General features: G+C 61.9%; 14 protein-coding genes and 2 tRNA genes. 10 read left to right on the forward strand and 6 right to left on the reverse strand.

Annotated elements, in window-relative coordinates; genetic code table 11:
- Positions 1–42 precede the first annotated feature (42 nt).
- The 3 genes from J1777_RS06970 to hrcA form a co-directional block, all read right to left on the reverse strand.
- On the reverse strand, positions 43–1,434 hold the full coding sequence (locus J1777_RS06970; RefSeq protein ID WP_207575094.1) for a Fic family protein: 1,392 nt from the start codon (positions 1,432–1,434) through the stop codon (positions 43–45).
- A gap of 179 nt (positions 1,435–1,613) precedes the next feature.
- Positions 1,614–1,692: transfer RNA gene (locus J1777_RS06975), tRNA-Ile, on the reverse strand.
- 41 nt (positions 1,693–1,733) lie between these two features.
- A complete protein-coding gene (hrcA, locus tag J1777_RS06980) occupies positions 1,734–2,744 on the reverse strand; it encodes a heat-inducible transcriptional repressor HrcA (RefSeq protein ID WP_207575095.1) in 1,011 nt (336 codons plus the stop codon).
- 32 nt (positions 2,745–2,776) lie between these two features.
- On the opposite strand from hrcA, the gene J1777_RS06985 reads away from it, so the two are divergent.
- Genes J1777_RS06985 through rapZ form a run of 3 tightly spaced genes read left to right on the forward strand, consistent with a single transcriptional unit; the run spans position 2,777 to position 6,257 of the window.
- Positions 2,777–3,685: an NAD kinase gene (locus tag J1777_RS06985; RefSeq protein ID WP_207575096.1), complete on the forward strand. Its 909-nt coding sequence runs from the start codon at positions 2,777–2,779 to the stop codon at positions 3,683–3,685.
- The gene (recN, locus tag J1777_RS06990) at positions 3,682–5,376 is read left to right on the forward strand and encodes a DNA repair protein RecN (protein ID WP_207575097.1); all 1,695 of its coding nucleotides are present in this window, start codon (positions 3,682–3,684) and stop codon (positions 5,374–5,376) included. Before J1777_RS06985 ends, recN begins: the two co-directional genes overlap by 4 nt.
- A complete protein-coding gene (gene rapZ, locus J1777_RS06995) occupies positions 5,373–6,257 on the forward strand; it encodes an RNase adapter RapZ (RefSeq protein ID WP_207575098.1) in 885 nt (294 codons plus the stop codon). Before recN ends, rapZ begins: the two co-directional genes overlap by 4 nt.
- Before the next feature lie 87 nt (positions 6,258–6,344).
- Here rapZ and mutY read toward each other — a convergent pair whose 3' ends face one another.
- The 3 genes from mutY to mutM form a co-directional block, all read right to left on the reverse strand.
- Positions 6,345–7,424, reverse strand: a complete 1,080-nt coding sequence (mutY, locus tag J1777_RS07000; protein WP_423220536.1) for an A/G-specific adenine glycosylase — start codon at positions 7,422–7,424, stop codon at positions 6,345–6,347.
- Between the two features lie 118 nt (positions 7,425–7,542).
- Positions 7,543–9,504, reverse strand: coding sequence for a dynamin family protein (locus tag J1777_RS07005; protein ID WP_207575099.1), 1,962 nt, complete (start codon positions 9,502–9,504; stop codon positions 7,543–7,545).
- Between the two features lie 97 nt (positions 9,505–9,601).
- Positions 9,602–10,441 carry a bifunctional DNA-formamidopyrimidine glycosylase/DNA-(apurinic or apyrimidinic site) lyase gene (gene mutM / locus J1777_RS07010; protein WP_207575100.1) on the reverse strand — a complete coding sequence of 280 codons (840 nt, stop codon included), beginning with the start codon at positions 10,439–10,441 and terminating at the stop codon, positions 9,602–9,604.
- A gap of 65 nt (positions 10,442–10,506) precedes the next feature.
- On the opposite strand from mutM, the gene J1777_RS07015 reads away from it, so the two are divergent.
- The 7 genes from J1777_RS07015 to pth all read left to right on the forward strand — a co-directional run bounded on the left by J1777_RS07015 (position 10,507) and on the right by pth (position 16,316).
- Positions 10,507–12,279, forward strand: a complete 1,773-nt coding sequence (locus tag J1777_RS07015) for a tetratricopeptide repeat protein (protein ID WP_207575101.1) — start codon at positions 10,507–10,509, stop codon at positions 12,277–12,279.
- Between the two features lie 184 nt (positions 12,280–12,463).
- Complete coding sequence (locus J1777_RS07020) at positions 12,464–12,853, forward strand: lipoprotein insertase outer membrane protein LolB (RefSeq protein WP_207575102.1); 390 nt, start codon at positions 12,464–12,466, stop codon at positions 12,851–12,853.
- Between the two features lie 54 nt (positions 12,854–12,907).
- Positions 12,908–13,759, forward strand: a complete 852-nt coding sequence (ispE, locus tag J1777_RS07025; RefSeq protein ID WP_207575103.1) for a 4-(cytidine 5'-diphospho)-2-C-methyl-D-erythritol kinase — start codon at positions 12,908–12,910, stop codon at positions 13,757–13,759.
- 24 nt (positions 13,760–13,783) lie between these two features.
- Positions 13,784–13,860: transfer RNA gene (locus J1777_RS07030), tRNA-Gln, on the forward strand.
- Between the two features lie 42 nt (positions 13,861–13,902).
- Positions 13,903–14,865, forward strand: a complete 963-nt coding sequence (locus J1777_RS07035; protein WP_207575104.1) for a ribose-phosphate pyrophosphokinase — start codon at positions 13,903–13,905, stop codon at positions 14,863–14,865.
- A gap of 101 nt (positions 14,866–14,966) precedes the next feature.
- Positions 14,967–15,593 (forward strand): 50S ribosomal protein L25/general stress protein Ctc, encoded by a 627-nt coding sequence (locus J1777_RS07040; RefSeq protein ID WP_207575105.1) that lies wholly within the window; start codon positions 14,967–14,969, stop codon positions 15,591–15,593.
- 105 nt (positions 15,594–15,698) lie between these two features.
- Complete coding sequence (pth, locus tag J1777_RS07045; protein ID WP_207575106.1) at positions 15,699–16,316, forward strand: aminoacyl-tRNA hydrolase; 618 nt, start codon at positions 15,699–15,701, stop codon at positions 16,314–16,316.
- Positions 16,317–16,360: the final 44 nt, after the last annotated feature.

Genomic DNA, 16,360 nt, shown 5'->3' on the forward strand with positions numbered 1-16,360 from the left:
GTCGCCTGCACTTGGCCATCGCGCTCGATCCGTGCAGCCCCGTCAGGGTTCACATGTGCCTTGCTTCCACCCAAGCAGCTCTAGCGGCCTCAATCCAAACCGCACGGCATTGCCGGCATGCAAGCCCGCTAGTTCTTTGAGCACCAACTGTGTGAAGTGCGCGCGGTCTTCAGGCTGCACACTTGCAGGCAGCATGGCGCTGACACTCACCGCATTGATTGGCTGGCCGCTGCGAACAACAGCTGCAATCACTTCACCCAGCACGTGCCGGTAGCGCAAGCGCAAGATGTCTGGCGGCACCAAACTTTGCTGCACAGCCACGTACTGCTGGCATGAACGCTCATAGGCCCACACAAAGACATCCCGCAGCAGATCAACCTGATTGAGTTCGTACACACCGATCATCGCGTCCACGTACGCTTGCGGCGGCACATCAATGAATGACAGTGGGCACAGGTTGTGGCGAATGAAAGGAATGTTGGCAGCCAAGCGCGACACCCGCTTGTTCACGTCCTCAAAGGGCTGCAAATACGGCAGGTGCACCATGAGGAAGAACGCTTGCTCGAACGGGTCTTCTATTTCTGCGGCCATGCCCACCACGATGCCGAACAACTCTTCCAAGCGTTGGGGCAAAGCCACTGGTAGGTACACGCTGCCACCAATTTCTACGGCACGACTGCGAATGCGGCCACACATGGCGGGGTCAGGCATCAAGCCATCAGAGAGCAGCGCATGCAAGGCCACGATGGTGTCCTGCGACACCACAGCTTGCTCGGGCGAATGCACCAAAAATTCGATGGCCTGCTTGTGGTTCAGAATCATCTGCGTTTCAAACGCATCCTTGCCCTCCGCCACCTGGCCAAACTCAATCAGCCGTGCGGTATCCAAGCGGCTGTAGGTGTTGCCTTCGAGTTGCGAAGAAGCCCAGGAAAGATCAATCAGCAGGCGGTTGAGAATGTCTCTGGCAAAGGTGCCAGCGGGTGTTTGTTCGGCAGGTGAGCGCCCCAGGGCATGCAGCTGCTCACGCAACTTCAAAGGCAGGTACGCGGTGTGGTTGGGGTGGTACTGCTCCAAAAATTCTGTGCGATAGACCACAGGCTTGCGCAGGTGCCGGGGCTGACGCACATACGCCTTGATGGCTTCACCTTCAGCGCTGATGGGAACATATGGCCCGGTCTCCATCTTTGCGCTTGAAGCATCCACACCACTTGGGCTTTCACCTTGCAGAACTGGAAAGTAGCGCACGGCCCTGGCTTGCCCCTGCACCCGAATACGCTCTTGCTCAACCAATACAGCCAATCTGCGCTGAAGGCTTCGGCGTTGCAAGGCCAGCCCTGATTCCTGCAACACTTCTTGAGCGTTCACCCCTTCAGGGTGATGCGCAATGACATTGGCCAACACGTCGAGTTCTTGCTGTGGTTTGACGCTATTCATGGCGCGTAGTATGACGCAATACTATGAATTGCGACATTTTTTGTCGCAATCAAACATTGTGACAGCTGCCAACCGGAGTTTTTATGCGCACTCTGAGCCAACAGCCCCCACTTTTCCAACGCGGTGCCCAAGCTCAAGCACGTAAAAAAAGCCACTGCAAAGAGTGGCTTTTCAATTTTTGGTGGGCCCCCGGGGAGTCGAACCCCGCACCAACGGATTATGAGTCCGCTGCTCTAACCAAGCATGAGCTAGGGGCCCAAGAGGGCTTGCATTGTAGCGGTCAAAACCATGGCCAACGGCTAGCGCTGGTGGCTAAGCGCGTTGCTCACCAGCTTGGAGGTGATGTCCACAATCTGAATCATCTTGTCGTAGGGCATGCGCGTGGGGCCGATCACGCCCAGGGTGCCGACGATTTGGCCGTCCACCTCGTAGGGGGCGCTGACCACCGACAGCTCCTCGATGGGCACGATGTGGCTTTCGCCGCCGATAAAGATGCGCACGCCTTCGGCCTGGCTGGAAAAGTCCAGCAGGCGCAGGATTTGGGTTTTTTGCTCAAACAAATCAAACGCGCGGCGCAGGTTGTGCATGTCGTGGGAGAAATCGCTGACGGCCAGCAAATTGCTTTGCCCGGCAATCACCACTTGCTCCTCTTGCGTGGCGGGGCTGAGCGCCTCGGCGCTGATATTCACGGCCGCCTGCATTAAATCGGCCACTTGGCTGCGCAGTTGTTCCACTTCGGTGCGCAGGCGTTCGCGCACTTGTTCGATGTCCAGCCCGGCGTAGTGGCTGTTGAGGTAGTTGGCCGCTTCGATGAGCTGGCTGCTGTCCAGCTCGCTATCGGTGAACATGACGCGGTTTTGCACGTCGCCATCGGGGGCGACGATGATGACCAGCACCCGCCGCTCAGAGAGTTTGACGAACTCGATCTGCTTGAAGACCGAGCTGCGCTTGGGGGCCATGACCACGCCGACAAATTGCGACAAGTTGGACAGCAGATGGGCCGCGTTGGCGATGACTTTTTGCGGTTGCTCGGCCGGCAGCTGGGGGGCCACCAAGGCTTGGCGCTGGGCGGTGAGCATGGTATCGACAAACAGGCGGTAGCCCCGGGCCGTGGGGATGCGACCTGCCGAGGTGTGCGGGCTGGCAATCAGGCCCAGCTCTTCGAGGTCGGCCATGACGTTGCGGATGGTCGCTGGTGACAACTCCAGGCCGGAAGAGCGCGACAGCGTGCGCGAGCCGATGGGCTGACCATCGGCGATATAACGTTCTACCAACACTTTGAGCAGCAACTTGGCGCGATCATCGAGCATCCGGGCATTTTAATATGATGTAATTTCTCAGTATGAGTCCCACATTCCGCCATGTTGCCTTGATCGGCAAGTACCACCAACTGTCTGGCTACAGCGCCCCGACCAACCCGGCGCACCAGCCGTTGGCCGAGATTGCCGAGTTCTTGCACGCCAAAGGCTGCGAGGTGGTGGTGGAAGCGGATACCGCCCTGCACACCGGGCTGCACCAGCGCTTTCCGACGCTGACGGTCGATGAACTGGGCCAGCACTGCGCTTTGGCGGTGGTGGTGGGGGGCGATGGCACCATGCTGGGCATCAGCCGCCATTTGGCCAAGTACGGCACGGCGCTGGTGGGCATCAACCAAGGGCGCTTGGGCTTTGTGACCGACATCCCTTTGAGCAGTTACCGCGAAACGCTGTTTCCGATTTTGCTGGGTGAATACGACGAAGACGTGCGCCCGCTCATGCACGCCCGCGTGGTGCGCGAGGGCAACTGCGTGTTTGAAACCTTGGCGGTAAACGATGTGGTGGTCAATCGCGGCGCGACCGCAGGCATGCTGGAGCTGCGCATCGAGGTTGATGGGCGCTTTTTGTCCGACCAGCGTGCCGATGGCCTGATTGTGGCCACGCCCACGGGATCGACGGCCTACGCCCTCTCGGCGGGCGGGCCGATGATGCACCCCAGCACGCCCGCGTGGGTGATTGCGCCGATTGCGCCCCACATGCTCTCGAACCGGCCCATCGTGATTCCGGACAGCGGCGAGGTCATGCTGCAAGTCATTGGCGGGCGCGATGCCAGCGCCAATTTCGACATGCAGTCACTGCCCACCATCTTGCATGGCGACCGCATCTACGTGCGCCGCTCCGAGCACAGCGTGCGTTTTTTGCACCCCCGGGGTTGGAATTACTTTGCCACCTTGCGCAAAAAATTGGGCTGGAACGAAAGAAGCTACCGACCATGACACTCAAACGCATCACGCTGCGCGACTTTGTCATCGTGCAGGCGCTGGACTTGGACTTGGCCACCGGCTTTACCGCCCTGACCGGCGAGACGGGCGCTGGCAAATCCATTTTGCTCGATGCCCTGCAACTGGCCCTGGGCGCGCGTGCCGATGCCAGCGTGGTGCGCGAAGGGGCGGAGCAGGCCGAAATCACCCTGGTCTTCACCCCGCACGCCACGACCGCCGCCTGGCTGCAAAGCCAAGAATTGCCCAGCGCCCAGGCGCTGACCCTGCGCCGCACCATCGACACCCAAAGCCGCAGCCGCGCCTGGATTAACGGCAAGCCCGCCACCGCCACGCAATTGCGCCAGGTGGGCGAACAACTGGTGAACATCCACGGCCAGCACGCCTGGCAAAACCTGATGCACGCTGACAGCGTGCGCGGCCTGCTCGATGCCTATGCCGGCATTCACAGCACCGAACTGCGCCAGCGCTACCACGATTGGCGCCAAGCCCGGCAGCAACTCGAGCACGCCCAACAGCGCCAAGCGCAACGCCAGCAAGAGCGCGAGCGCCTGCAGTGGCACATCGACGAATTGGAAAAACTCGCCCCCCAAGCCGATGAGTGGGAAGAACTGAACACCCAACACACCCGCCTGGCCCATGCCCAAACCCTGCTAGAAGCAGCGCAACACGCCTTGGCCGCCCTGAATAACGAAGAAACCGGGGCCGAGCGCCCCCTGGCCTACGCCAGCCACCAACTCGATGCCCACGCCCACCTGGAGCCAGGCTTTGCCGACATCAGCGCCACGCTGCAATCGTGCCTGGCACAGCTTGACGATGCCCAGCACAGCCTGCAACGCTACTTAGAGCGTGCCGACCTGGACCCCGAGCGCCTGGCCGCCCTGGATGAGCGCCTGGGCCTGTGGCTGCAACTGGCCCGGCGCTTCAAACACCCGCCGCAAGAACTGCCGCAGCTGCTGAACACCTGGCACGCACAGCTGGCCGACCTGGACGCTGCCACCGACCTGCCCGCCCTGGCCCAGGCCGTCACCCACGCGCTGGAGCGCTACCGCAGCACGGCACAAGCGGTGTCTGCCCAGCGCCACCACGCCGCTGCCCAGCTGGAGGCGGCCATTACCAGCGCCATGCAGGAATTGGGCATGCAGGGGGGCCGTTTTTGCGCCCAGGTGCTGCCCCTGGCCGAGCCCAGCGCCCACGGCCTGGACGAGGTGCAGTTTCTGGTGGCCGCCCACCCGGGGGCCACGCCCCGGCCGATTGGCAAAGTCGCCTCGGGCGGAGAGCTGTCGCGCATCTCTCTGGCGCTGGCCGTGGCCACCAGTGCCCAAGGCAGCGCGGGCACCTTGATTTTTGACGAAGTCGATGCCGGCATTGGCGGCGCAGTGGCCCAAACCGTGGGGGCGCTCATGCAGCGCCTGGGTGCCAACCGCCAAGTGCTGGCCGTCACGCATTTGCCGCAAGTGGCCGCCTTTGCCCACCAGCATTGCGTGGTGCGCAAACAGCGGCGCAAAACTGGCACCACCAGCCAAGTGCTGCCCACCAACGCCCAGCAGCGCGAACAAGAAATCGCCCGCATGCTGGGCGGGCAAACCATCTCCCCCACCACCTTGGCCCACGCCCGCGAAATGCTGGCCCAGGCACACAATCAGGCACAGGCCGCACCTGCTGCCATTGGGAAAGCTGCGCTATGACCCTGGAAGTTGTACTCATCACCGGCCTGTCCGGCTCGGGCAAATCCATCGCCCTCAAAGCGCTGGAAGATGCCGGCTACTACTGCGTGGACAACCTGCCGCCCGAGCTGCTCCCGGCGTTTGTGCGCCTGCAGCATGCCCACCACGGCCAGCGCGTGGCCATTGCCATTGATGCGCGCAGCGCCACCAGCCTGCCGCACTTGCCCAAACAGTTGGAACAATTGCAACGCTTAGGGGGCGAGGGCGTGCAACTGCACACGCTGTTTCTGGATGCCAACACGCCCACCTTGGTGCGGCGCTTCTCTGAAACGCGCCGCCGCCACCCGCTGGCCCCCACCGACTGGCCCGATGGCGGGGCCTTGGCCCAGGTGATTGAGCACGAGCGTGAACTGCTCAGCAGCCTGCGCGAATGCGCCCACGTGATCGACACCAGCAACATCCGGGGGCCGCAACTGCAAAACTACGTCAAGGCATTTATTGAAGCCCCGGCCAACCAACTGACGCTGATTTTTCAGTCCTTCGGCTTCAAGTACGGCCTGCCCCTGGATGCCGATTACGTGTTTGACGTGCGCATGCTGCCCAACCCGTTCTACGACCCCAGTTTGCGCCCACTTACCGGCAAAGATGCCCCGGTGCAAGAATTCCTGCGCCAGCAGGCCAATGTGCAAACCATGCAAACGCACATCACGCAATTTGTCAGCCACTGGTTGCCCGCCCTGCAGGCCAACCACCGCAGCTATGTGACGGTGGCCGTCGGCTGCACAGGGGGGCAGCACCGGTCGGTGTTTTTAACCGAGCAATTGGCGGCGCATTTCCGCACGCAATGGAACACCTTGCTGCGCCATCGGGAGATGGATGCGCGGGTGGCCAGCAAACCATAAAATAATAAAAGAGCTAGACCCGCTTTATTTACAACATTTTTAGCACAAAAATACCTAAAAACATTGTATTTAAAGCGGAAGAAGCTCTTAAAACTCAAGCATCAACTTGCGCACCGGAGCGGGCAGCCCCAAGGCCAAGGCCTGCGCGGGCGAGCACCAAGCGCCCTCGTCCCTGGCCACATCCAGCACGTGGGCATCCGCCTCCAGCTGCACCACCACCGGGTGCAAAAACAAATCACGGTGCGTCAGCACATGCGCCAGCACGGGCAGATCGCGGCGCTGGGCGATGCGCACAGTGCTTGTCAAAGTAGTTGGCAAACTGGCCAAGGCCTGCTCCAGCGCCGGCGCGTCGGGGTAAATCAAGGGGCTGAACAAGCCGGCCCAGATGGCATTGGCACCGCCTTTTTCGGGGCGGCGCTGCAGCCAAAAGCGCCCGGCACTGTCGCGCAAAAACAGCAGCCACCAGGCTTGGCTGCTGCGGCGTAATTTGCGGGTTTTGATGGGGTAGCGCTCGGCCGCGTGGGCCTGGTGGGCTTGGCAAACCGCTTGCAGCGGGCATTGGCTGCAAGCGGGCTGGCGCGGGGTGCACACGGTGGCCCCCAAGTCCATCAGCGCTTGGGTGTAGCGCGGCATATCGTGACCGTGTTCGGGCAAGAGCTGCTCGGCCAGCGCCCACAGGGCTTTTTCCTGGGCGGCCTGGGCCAAATCGCCCTCAAAGGCCAGCACGCGCGTTAATACGCGCTTGACGTTGGCATCCAAAATGGCGGAGCGCTCCTCAAAGCAAAACGCCGCAATCGCCGCCGCCGTGGTGCGGCCAATACCCGGCAGCGTGGCCAACACGGCGGCGCTGCGCGGAAATTGCCCACCGTGCTCGCGCATGACGGCCTGGGCGCAGCGGTGCAGGTTGCGGGCGCGGCTGTAGTAGCCCAGGCCGCTCCACAGCGCCATCACGTCATCGGTGGAGGCGGCGGCCAAAGCCGCCACATCGGGCAGCGCCGCCAAAAACCGGCTGTAGTAGCCCAGCACGGTGGCCACCTGGGTTTGCTGCAGCATGATTTCAGAGAGCCAAACGCGGTACGGATCGCGCGTGGCCTGCCAGGGCAGGTGGTTGCGCCCATGCTGGGCTTGCCATTGCACCAAAGTGGGGGCGATCACAGGGGGCATCACAGGGGCTGTGCGCGGCGGGGTCAAAGCAAAAGCATCCATAAACACAGCGCCGCCTCAAAACCCCAGGGTTTGGGCGGCGCAGTCAAAAAAACGGTGCAGTGTAGCGGCTGGGGATGGCTTAGTCCTGGAGGGGCTGCACTGCACAGGCGGCCCCTTCCAGCACCGGCAGGTGCAGCAGCAGTTCGGTCTTGTCCGTCAGCATCTGGTCGATGGCGTGCAGCTGCGCTTCTGCGCTTTCAATTTGCGCGATGTGCTCCATCAAGCCGCTGGCCGCGCTTTGAATGCGATCAACGGCCTCAATGCGCCGGGCAAAACTGCGTTTGCGCTCTTTTAATTGGGCATCAAGCTGGGCGGTGGCCCCTTTGCTCCACAAATCCAGGTCGTTGGCGGCGTTTTCAAAAATCGAGCGCAGCCGCATGCCCAGGGCTTTGATCAGGCGCTCGCCAAACAGCGGGTTGGCCAGTTTGAAGACGTTGCCAAAGCCCAGGTATTGCAAATAGCTTTCTTCCAATTCCGCCAGATTTTTTTCAAAATCGTGCAGCTGCAACGGCTCGGGCGGCAGCAGGGAAAAGCCAAACTCTGCGTTCAAGTCTTTAAAGCTGGCCCCCAGCATGGATTGCACCTCGGTGCCGGCGGCGCGCACCTGGTTGCCCAGCTCGCGCAGGCGCTCGAAGGTGGCGGCGTACACCTTGCGCACGCCCAGCTTCAGGCCCGAATGCTCCAGCGCCTGGGCCAGTTGCTCCAGCTCTTTGCGCTGCGAAGTAGAGCCCAAATGCTGAAACGCCTGGTTCATCAAGCGCAAATGCACCGTGCGCAAGGCCAGGATGCGGGTGCTGCTGGCCTCAAAGCTGCGTTGCTCTTGCTCGATGCGCTGGCGCATGCTGTCGATCACCGTGGTGTTTTTGCCGCGCAGGCTGTTGAGCTCCATCATCTGCTCATCCAAATCGCGGCGGCGGATTTGAATCGCCCGGCGCACCTGGGCGCGCATTTGCTGCACCCCGCCGGTGACCGCCGAGAGCAAGATCGCCTGGCGGTGCGCCAAGATGCCCTGGGCTAGGGCATCCTCAAAGGCGGGCAGGCCGCTTTCCTGCAGCAAATCGTTGCGGCGCTCCAGCTTGGCCTGCAGCCCTTTTTGCGCCGACAGCGGCAAGATGCGCTGGGGCGATATTTTCAGCATTTGGGCACTGAGCTGGCGCTGGCGCTCCAGCTGCTGCTGCACTTTTTCTGTGCTGTCGATGCCGTTCCACAGCGCATCAATTTTGTTCAACACCACCAGGTGCGATTCGCCCTCGCGGTGGCTGGGCAACAAATGCTCTTGCCAAATGGCCAGGTCCGACTTGGTCACCCCGGTATCGGCCCCCAGCAAAAACACCACGGCATGGGCCTGGGCAATCTGATTGACGGTCAGCTCTGGCTCGGCCCCGACGGCGTTCAAGCCTGGGGTGTCCAAAATCACCAGCCCTTGCTTGAGCAGGGGATGGGCGATGTTCACCAACGCGTGCCGCCAGCGGGGAATCTCGACCAGCCCTTGCGCATTGACCATGGGGTTGTCTTGGGGCAGCTCATCGTTCCAAAAACCCAGGGCACGGGCTTCCTGCACCGTAACGGTGCGGGTTTCTGCCACTTTGGAGATTTGCACCGCCATCTGCTCAGGGTCGTTCACATCCAGCGGCAACTGCACCCAGGTGGAGGGGCGGCTACGCCACTGCGCCAAGCTGTAGGTCTGCTCGCGCGTTTCAATGGGCAACAGCCGCATGCAGGCGGGCAGGGCCGGGTCATAGCCCAATTCTGTGGGGCACATGGTGGTGCGTCCCGGCGATGCAGGCATGATGCGCCGCCCGTAATGGGCAAAAAAGATGGCGTTGATCAGCTCCGACTTGCCCCGGGAGAACTCGGCGACAAAGGCCACGCACACCTTGTCATCCAGCAGCTGGGCCTCCAGGCGGTGCAGATGCTCTTGCACCGCAGCATCCAGCAACTCGTGCTCCCCCAACCAGCTGCGAAACTGCGCCAATTGGTTGGCAAAGCCTTTGCGCCATTCGCCCAGCTGGTCAAATTGCTCGTTAAACGATGGGCCCACCTGTGGTTCTCCTGAAGAAGTGTCGATGCATATTCGGGGAACTATAACCGCGCCACTGGCAAAACAGCCGGCGGTTGGGGCCGCCATGGGCCCGCTTTCACGGCGTTTTCTGGCAGCGCGGGCAGTAATAGCTACTGCGCTGGCCTTGGCGTAAAAGTTGTATCGGCTGGCTACAGGCGTGGCAGGCTTGCCCCGCCCGGCCATACACCTGCGCTGCATGCTGAAAGTGCCCATTCACACCCAAGGCGTTGGAAAAATCACGCAGCGTGGTGCCGCCCAACTCCACCGCCTGCGCCATCACCTGCCCAATGGCCGTGAACAAGCGCCGCGCCTTGACCGCGCTGATGTCGCAGGCCGGTGTGGCCGGGTGAATGCGGCTGAGAAACAACACCTCGCTGGCATAGATATTGCCCACCCCCACCACCAGCTTGCCCGCCAGCAACACCGTTTTGATCGGGGCCCGGCGGGCCTGCAATCCGGCGGCAAAACGCGCCCAGGTAAAACTGCTGGGGTCCAAAGGCTCCATGCCCAAACCATCCAGCAGCTTGCGGGCCCGGGGGTCGTCTTCCCCGCTGACGGCCACCACCGCACCAAAGCGGCGCGGATCGTGCAAGCGCAGCGTGCCCTGGCTGGTGACCAACTCAAAATGCTCGTGCGCCCCAGCGGCCGGCAAACCGGGGGCCTGCGGGGAGTGCGGCGCAAAGCGCAAACTGCCCGACATCCCCAGGTGCAGCAGCAACAGGCCTTGGCTTAAGTCCAGCAGCAGGTATTTGCCCCGGCGACGCACCTGCAGCACCCGGCGCCCCACCAAATCCTGCGGCGCACACCCCAGCGGCCAGCGCAGCGGCTTGCCCAGGGACACCGACAGAATGCGCGCGCCCGCAATGGCATCGGCAAAACTGCGCCGCGTGGCTTCAACTTCGGGTAACTCAGGCATGGTGGGGCAGAAAAATCAAGGAGAGGATCAAAAAGGCCAAGCGCATCCGCGATTATTATGGCCAGATGGCCTCACTACTTCGCCCCAGCACCTTTTCCCGCGTTTGGCGCTTGCTCACGCTCAGTGCCGCCTTGTTCAGCGCTTGGCATGCCAGCGCCCAAGCGCCCAGCCCCACTGTAGATGCCGAGCCTGCCGATGAAGTCAGCCGCATCCCACTGGATGCGCCGCTGCTGTACGAATTGCTGCTGGGCGAGATGACGGCCGCCCAAGGCGATGCCCAAGATGCCGTGGCCTTGCTCCTGGATGCGGCGGGCAAAACCAACCTCCAAGCCTTGTACCAACGCGCCACCGAAGTGGCCTTGCGTGCCCGCTCCGGCCCCTTGGCTTTGCGCTCGGCACGGGCGTGGCAGCAAGCCTTCCCGCAATCGCGCCTGGCCAACCGCTACCTGCTGCAAATTTTGCTCATGCTCAACCGCGTCTCTGACACGGTCGAGCCCCTCAGCCAAGAACTGGCCGCCACCCCACCCGGCAGCAAAGCCGCCGCCTACCTGGCCATTGCCCAGCTCTACCGCCATGCCAGCGATAAAAAGCTGGCCGCCGCCGTGGTCGAGCAAGCCCTGCAAGCCGATTTGAACGACACCGCCAATGCCCCTGCCGCATGGGCCATGCTGGGCCACATGCGCTTGGCCGCAGGGCAAAAAGAATCCGCCCTAGAAGCGGCCCGACACGCCCAGCAACTGGCCCCCGACAATGGGGCCGCCGCCCTGTTGGCGCTGGAGTTGCTAGAAAACCACGTCCCCCAGGCCGAGCCCTTGGTGCAAGCCTATTTAGAGCGCACCCCCGCGCTGGCCATCCGCCTGGCCTATGCCAAAGTCTTGCTCGACCAGCAGCGCCTGGCCCCGGCCCAAGTCCAGCTCGATGCCGCCGTCGCCCAAGCCCCCGACAATTTAGAAGCTTGGTTCACCCTGGCCGCCACCCACGCCCAACAAGGCCAGTGGAACGATGCCGAGCAATCGCTGCAACGCTTTACCGACCTCATCCCCACCCTGGCCACGCCAGAGCAGCGCAGCGCCGCCTGGAAGCAAGCGGGCCTGCTCGGTGCCCGCAGCGCTTTGGCGGCCAAAAATCATGGCCTGGCCCAGCAATGGCTGGAGCGCATCCCGCCAACTGAAAACGATTTCACCGTGCAAGCCCTGAGGGCCACCGTCTTGGCCCGCCAGGGCAAGCTCAAGCAAGCGCGCCAGCTGCTGCACGCCCTGCCCGCCGAAGGCAAGCAACAAACCCAGCGCAAACAGCAAGCTGAAGTGCAACTGCTGCGCGATGCCGGGGCCTACGCCCAGGCCTATGCTCTGCAAGCGCAGCTGCAAGCCCAAGACCCGGAAAACCCCGACATCACCTATGAAACCGCCCTGTTGGCCGAAAAAATTGGCCAACTCGACACCATGGAACAGCTGCTGCGCAGCATCATGGCGCGCCACCCCGACTACCACCACGCCTACAACGCGCTGGGCTATTCACTGGCCGATCGCGGCGAGCAACTGCCCGAGGCACGCCGCCTGATTAAAAAAGCACTGGAGTACGCCCCCAACGACCCCTTTATCACCGACAGCCTGGGCTGGCTCACCTACCGCGAGGGCAATCTGCCCGAAGCCCTGTCCCTGCTCGAACACGCCTACCGCCTGCGCGACGATGTCGAAATTGCCACCCACCTGGCCGAAGTGCTGTGGGTCTCTGGCGACCCCGCACGCGCCCGCAGCCTGTGGCGCGCCGCCTTGCAGCGCGACCCAGACAACGCCGTGCTGCGCGAAACTTTGCAGCGCCTGAACGTCCAGCCCTAAGCCTTTCGCGCACTCTATGCACTCCATGGCCCACACGCCCACACTGCGCCCCGCGCTGGCCCGCCATCCCTCGCTCAGTCGCTGGTGGCAGCGCCTGGTCTGCGCTATTCTTTTAAGTGCTTTAGCCGCTTGCTCTACAACAACTTCAGTATCAAAAGATACTGAAAACACGTGGAATGGGCGGATGGCACTACAAATACTCAACCCCGACGGCAGCCCGCAAGACAGCTGGAGCGCCAGCTTTCAGCTGCAAGGCACGCCCAGCGCCGGGCAGCTGGATATTTTCAGCCCCCTGGGCTCGCAATTGGCCTTGCTGCACTGGAGCCCAGACGGGGCCTGGCTGCGCCAGGGCAGCGAAGAAACCGCGTCCGACTCCCTGCCCGCCCTGATTGAGCGCAGCTTGGGCACCGCCGTGCCGATTGAGGCTTTCTTCGCCTGGCTGCAAGGCCACCCCCTGCAAGCCCAAGGCTGGCACGCCGACCTGGGCCAATACACCCAAGGCCGCATCAGCGCCCGCCGCACCGACCCGCTGCCGCAAGCGCAGTTGAAAATTATTTTGCAACCCGCCCCTTAAGCAACGCGGGCTTGGCGCGTGTTCTGCGCAAACTCCCTATCGCTCCCCTTCCCCATGCGCACCCTGTACGACGTTCCCGCCCCGGCCAAACTCAATTTATTTCTGCACATCACCGGTCGGCGCAGCGATGGCTACCACCTACTGCAATCGGTCTTCATGCTGATCGACTGGCAAGACCAACTGCACTTTGAGCGCACCGCCAGCCCCACCATCTCCCGCAGCGACTTGGCCAGCACCACCGCACTGCCCACCGACGATTTGTGCGTGCGCGCCGCCCGCGCCTTGCAAGCGGCCACCGGCTGCACCCAAGGCGCACACATTGGCCTGGAAAAATCCATTCCTGCGCAGGCTGGCATGGGCGGCGGCTCCTCCAACGCCGCCACCACCTTGCTGGCCTTGAACCGCCTGTGGCAGCTGCATTTGCCCCGCGCTGACCTGGAGCGCATTGGCTTGACGCTGGGGGCCGACGTGCCCTTTTTCCTGCGCGGGCGCAATGCCTGGGTGGAAGGCGTGGGCGAGCAAATCACCCCCCTGACCGGCGCGGCCACCCTGCCCCCAGCGCGGTTCATCGTGCTCAAACCCCAGGCGGGATTGGACACAGGAAAAATTTTTTCGAACCCATCGCTGCAACGCGCCACAAAACTGGCTACAATAGCGGGCTTTGCAGCAGATCACTACGGTTTTGGCCACAATGACCTGCAGCCCGTTGCCAGCAGCCTGTGCCCTGAAATTCAAAGCGCCATCGCGTTTTTAGGACAACAAGGTTTTGCCGCTAAAATGACGGGCTCAGGAAGCGCGGTATTTGCCAAAATTGAGCAAACCACCTGCATTGCCAGCACCGCTTGGCAATCCAAGGTTTGTGAAAATCTGCAAAAACACCCATTGCTTGAATGGGCACAGGATTAAAACAAGAGACGAATTGATCCGTGTAGGGGAGTCGCCAAGTTGGTTAAGGCACCGGATTTTGATTCCGGCATGCGAGGGTTCGAGTCCTTCCTCCCCTGCCACATTTTTTGCTTTTCTTTTAGCACCCCGCGCGGGGATAGCTTATGCCCTCCTTACCCTCTAATTTCGTGGTGTTTACCGGCAATGCCAACCGTGGCATGGCCGAAGAAATCGCCCACTACCTCGGTACAACCCTGGGCGATGCCGATGTGGGCCGCTTCTCCGATGGCGAAGTCACCGTCGAAATCAAGCAAAACGTGCGCACGCGCAACGTTTTCATTGTCCAGCCCACCTGCGCCCCGACCAACGACAACCTGATGGAGTTGCTGGTCATGGTCGATGCCCTCAAACGCGCCTCGGCCGAGAGCATCTGCGCCGTCATCCCCTATTTTGGCTACGCCCGACAAGACCGCCGCGTGCGCTCCTCGCGCGTGCCCATTACCGCCAAGGTGGTGGCCAACATGCTGCAAGCCGCTGGCGTATCGCGCGTGCTGACCATGGACTTGCACGCCGACCAGATCCAGGGCTTTTTCGACATTCCGGTGGACAACATCTTTGCCTCGCCGGTGCTGCTCAAAGACCTGCGCCAGCAGCACTACGACAACCTGATCGTGGTCAGCCCCGACGTGGGTGGCGTGGTGCGGGCACGGGCCCTGGCCAAGCAGCTGGGTTGCGATCTGGCCATCATTGACAAGCGCCGCCCCAAGGCCAACGTCTCGGAAGTGATGCACGTCATTGGCGACATTGAAGGGCGCAACTGCGTCATCATGGACGACATGATCGACACCGCTGGCACCTTGGTCAAAGCGGCCGAAGTGCTCAAAGAGCGCGGTGCCAAGCAGGTGTATGCCTACTGCACCCACCCCATTTTCTCGGGCCCGGCCATTGAGCGCATTGCCAGCGGCAGCGCATTGGACGAGGTGGTGGTAACCAACACCATTCCGCTGTCCGCAGCGGCCCAGGCCTGCGGCAAAATTCGCCAGATCTCGGTGGCACCGCTGTTTGGCGAAACCATCCGCCGGGTGCAAAACGGCGAATCAGTCAGCAGCCTGTTTGAAGAAGACTAAAGCCCTCGGGCACTATTGCTTTCCCCCCCAAAGACGGCACCTGCCGTCTTTTCTTAACCCGGTGAGGCTGGTCGCGGCCCACCACTTTGGAGTTTGACATCATGCAATTTGCAGCCACTACACGCGCACAACAAGGTACGGGTGCGAGCCGCCGTATGCGCTTTACCGGTAAGACCCCTGGCATCGTTTACGGTGCTGGCGAACAGCCCCAGCTGATCGAAATGGACCACAACGCGATTTTTCACGCACTGAAAAAAGAAGTGTTCCACTCCAGCGTGCTGGACTTGGACATCGACGGCAAAACCACCAAAGTGGTGCTGCGCGATGTGCAATACCACCCCTTCAAACAGCAAATCCTGCACGTGGACTTCCAGCGCGTGGACGAAACGACCAAAATCGAAATGCGCGTGCCCCTGCACTTTGAAGGTGTCGAGAACTCGCCCGCCGTCAAAGAAGACAAGTGCACCGTCACCCCGCTGATCCACGAACTGGCCGTGGTGTGCATGCCCGCCCACTTGCCCGAGAACATCGTGGTCGATCTGTCGGGCCTGACCGTCAAGAGCGCCCTGGGCCTGAACAACCTGACCAAAATGCCCTACGGTGTCAAAGCCGTGGTGCGTGGCTCCAACAAAAACCCCGCCCTGGTCAATATCAAGCTGCCCGAAGTGGCCCCGGCCGAAGGCGCTGCACCGGCCCCCGCCGCCCCTGCCAAAAAAGGCAAAAAATAATTTTTGCGCCCCGGCGTAAAAACCCAGCCATGGCCCACTTCGGTGGGCCATTGTCTTTTCTGCACCCTCTGCGCAGATTTACCGCGCTTACGATAATCGCCGCCCATGATTAAGTTATTTGTCGGCCTGGGCAATCCGGGCCCGGAATACGCCGCCACCCGCCACAACGCTGGCTTTTGGTGGATTGATGCCCTCGCCCGCGAGCTCAAAGTCCAGTTGCAGCCCGAGCGCAGCTACTGGGGCCTGGCGGCCCGCGCCACGGTGCAGGGGCAAGCGCTGTGGCTGCTGCAGCCGCAAACGTTTATGAACCTGTCGGGCAAATCGGTGGGGGCGCTGGCGCGGTTTTTTAAAATCCAGCCCGAACAAATCTTGGTGGCACACGACGAGCTGGACTTTGCCCCCGGCCAAGTCAAGCTGAAAAAAGGCGGTAGCCACGGCGGCCACAACGGCCTGCGCGACATCCACGCCCAGCTGAGCAGTGGCGACTACTGGCGGCTGCGCCTGGGCATCGGCCATCCGGGCAACAAAAGCGAAGTCACCAGCTGGGTGCTGAAAAAAGCGCCCAGCGACCAACAGCAGGCCATTGAAGAGAGCATTGCCCACAGCCTCAAAGCCTGGCCCCTGCTGGTGGCGGGCGCGATGGACAAGGCCACCGCACAAATCAACACCAACACACCGCCGCGCCCCAAGCCGCCCCGGCCAGAAGTCAAAAAAGAGAGCTGATAACGCTGATTTCATGGCTATTTTTTGCATAAAACCCTTTTAAT

It is taken from the genome of Comamonas denitrificans (assembly GCF_017368815.1).
In the GTDB taxonomy this organism is placed as follows: domain Bacteria; phylum Pseudomonadota; class Gammaproteobacteria; order Burkholderiales; family Burkholderiaceae_C; genus Comamonas; species Comamonas denitrificans.

What these genes read in the sequence shown, in the direction of transcription:
- pth (WP_207575106.1), top strand. Translation starts at nt 15,699, where the DNA reads ATGATTAAGTTATTTGTCGGCCTGGGCAATCCGGGCCCGGAATACGCC.
- rapZ (WP_207575098.1), top strand. Translation starts at nt 5,373, where the DNA reads ATGACCCTGGAAGTTGTACTCATCACCGGCCTGTCCGGCTCGGGCAAA.
- J1777_RS07035 (WP_207575104.1), top strand. Translation starts at nt 13,903, where the DNA reads ATGCCCTCCTTACCCTCTAATTTCGTGGTGTTTACCGGCAATGCCAAC.
- recN (WP_207575097.1), top strand. Translation starts at nt 3,682, where the DNA reads ATGACACTCAAACGCATCACGCTGCGCGACTTTGTCATCGTGCAGGCG.
- J1777_RS07015 (WP_207575101.1), top strand. Translation starts at nt 10,507, where the DNA reads ATGGCCTCACTACTTCGCCCCAGCACCTTTTCCCGCGTTTGGCGCTTG.
- J1777_RS07040 (WP_207575105.1), top strand. Translation starts at nt 14,967, where the DNA reads ATGCAATTTGCAGCCACTACACGCGCACAACAAGGTACGGGTGCGAGC.
- J1777_RS06970 (WP_207575094.1), bottom strand. Translation starts at nt 1,434, where the DNA reads ATGAATAGCGTCAAACCACAGCAAGAACTCGACGTGTTGGCCAATGTC.
- J1777_RS06985 (WP_207575096.1), top strand. Translation starts at nt 2,777, where the DNA reads ATGAGTCCCACATTCCGCCATGTTGCCTTGATCGGCAAGTACCACCAA.
- hrcA (WP_207575095.1), bottom strand. Translation starts at nt 2,744, where the DNA reads ATGCTCGATGATCGCGCCAAGTTGCTGCTCAAAGTGTTGGTAGAACGT.
- mutM (WP_207575100.1), bottom strand. Translation starts at nt 10,441, where the DNA reads ATGCCTGAGTTACCCGAAGTTGAAGCCACGCGGCGCAGTTTTGCCGAT.
- ispE (WP_207575103.1), top strand. Translation starts at nt 12,908, where the DNA reads ATGCGCACCCTGTACGACGTTCCCGCCCCGGCCAAACTCAATTTATTT.
- J1777_RS07020 (WP_207575102.1), top strand. Translation starts at nt 12,464, where the DNA reads ATGGCACTACAAATACTCAACCCCGACGGCAGCCCGCAAGACAGCTGG.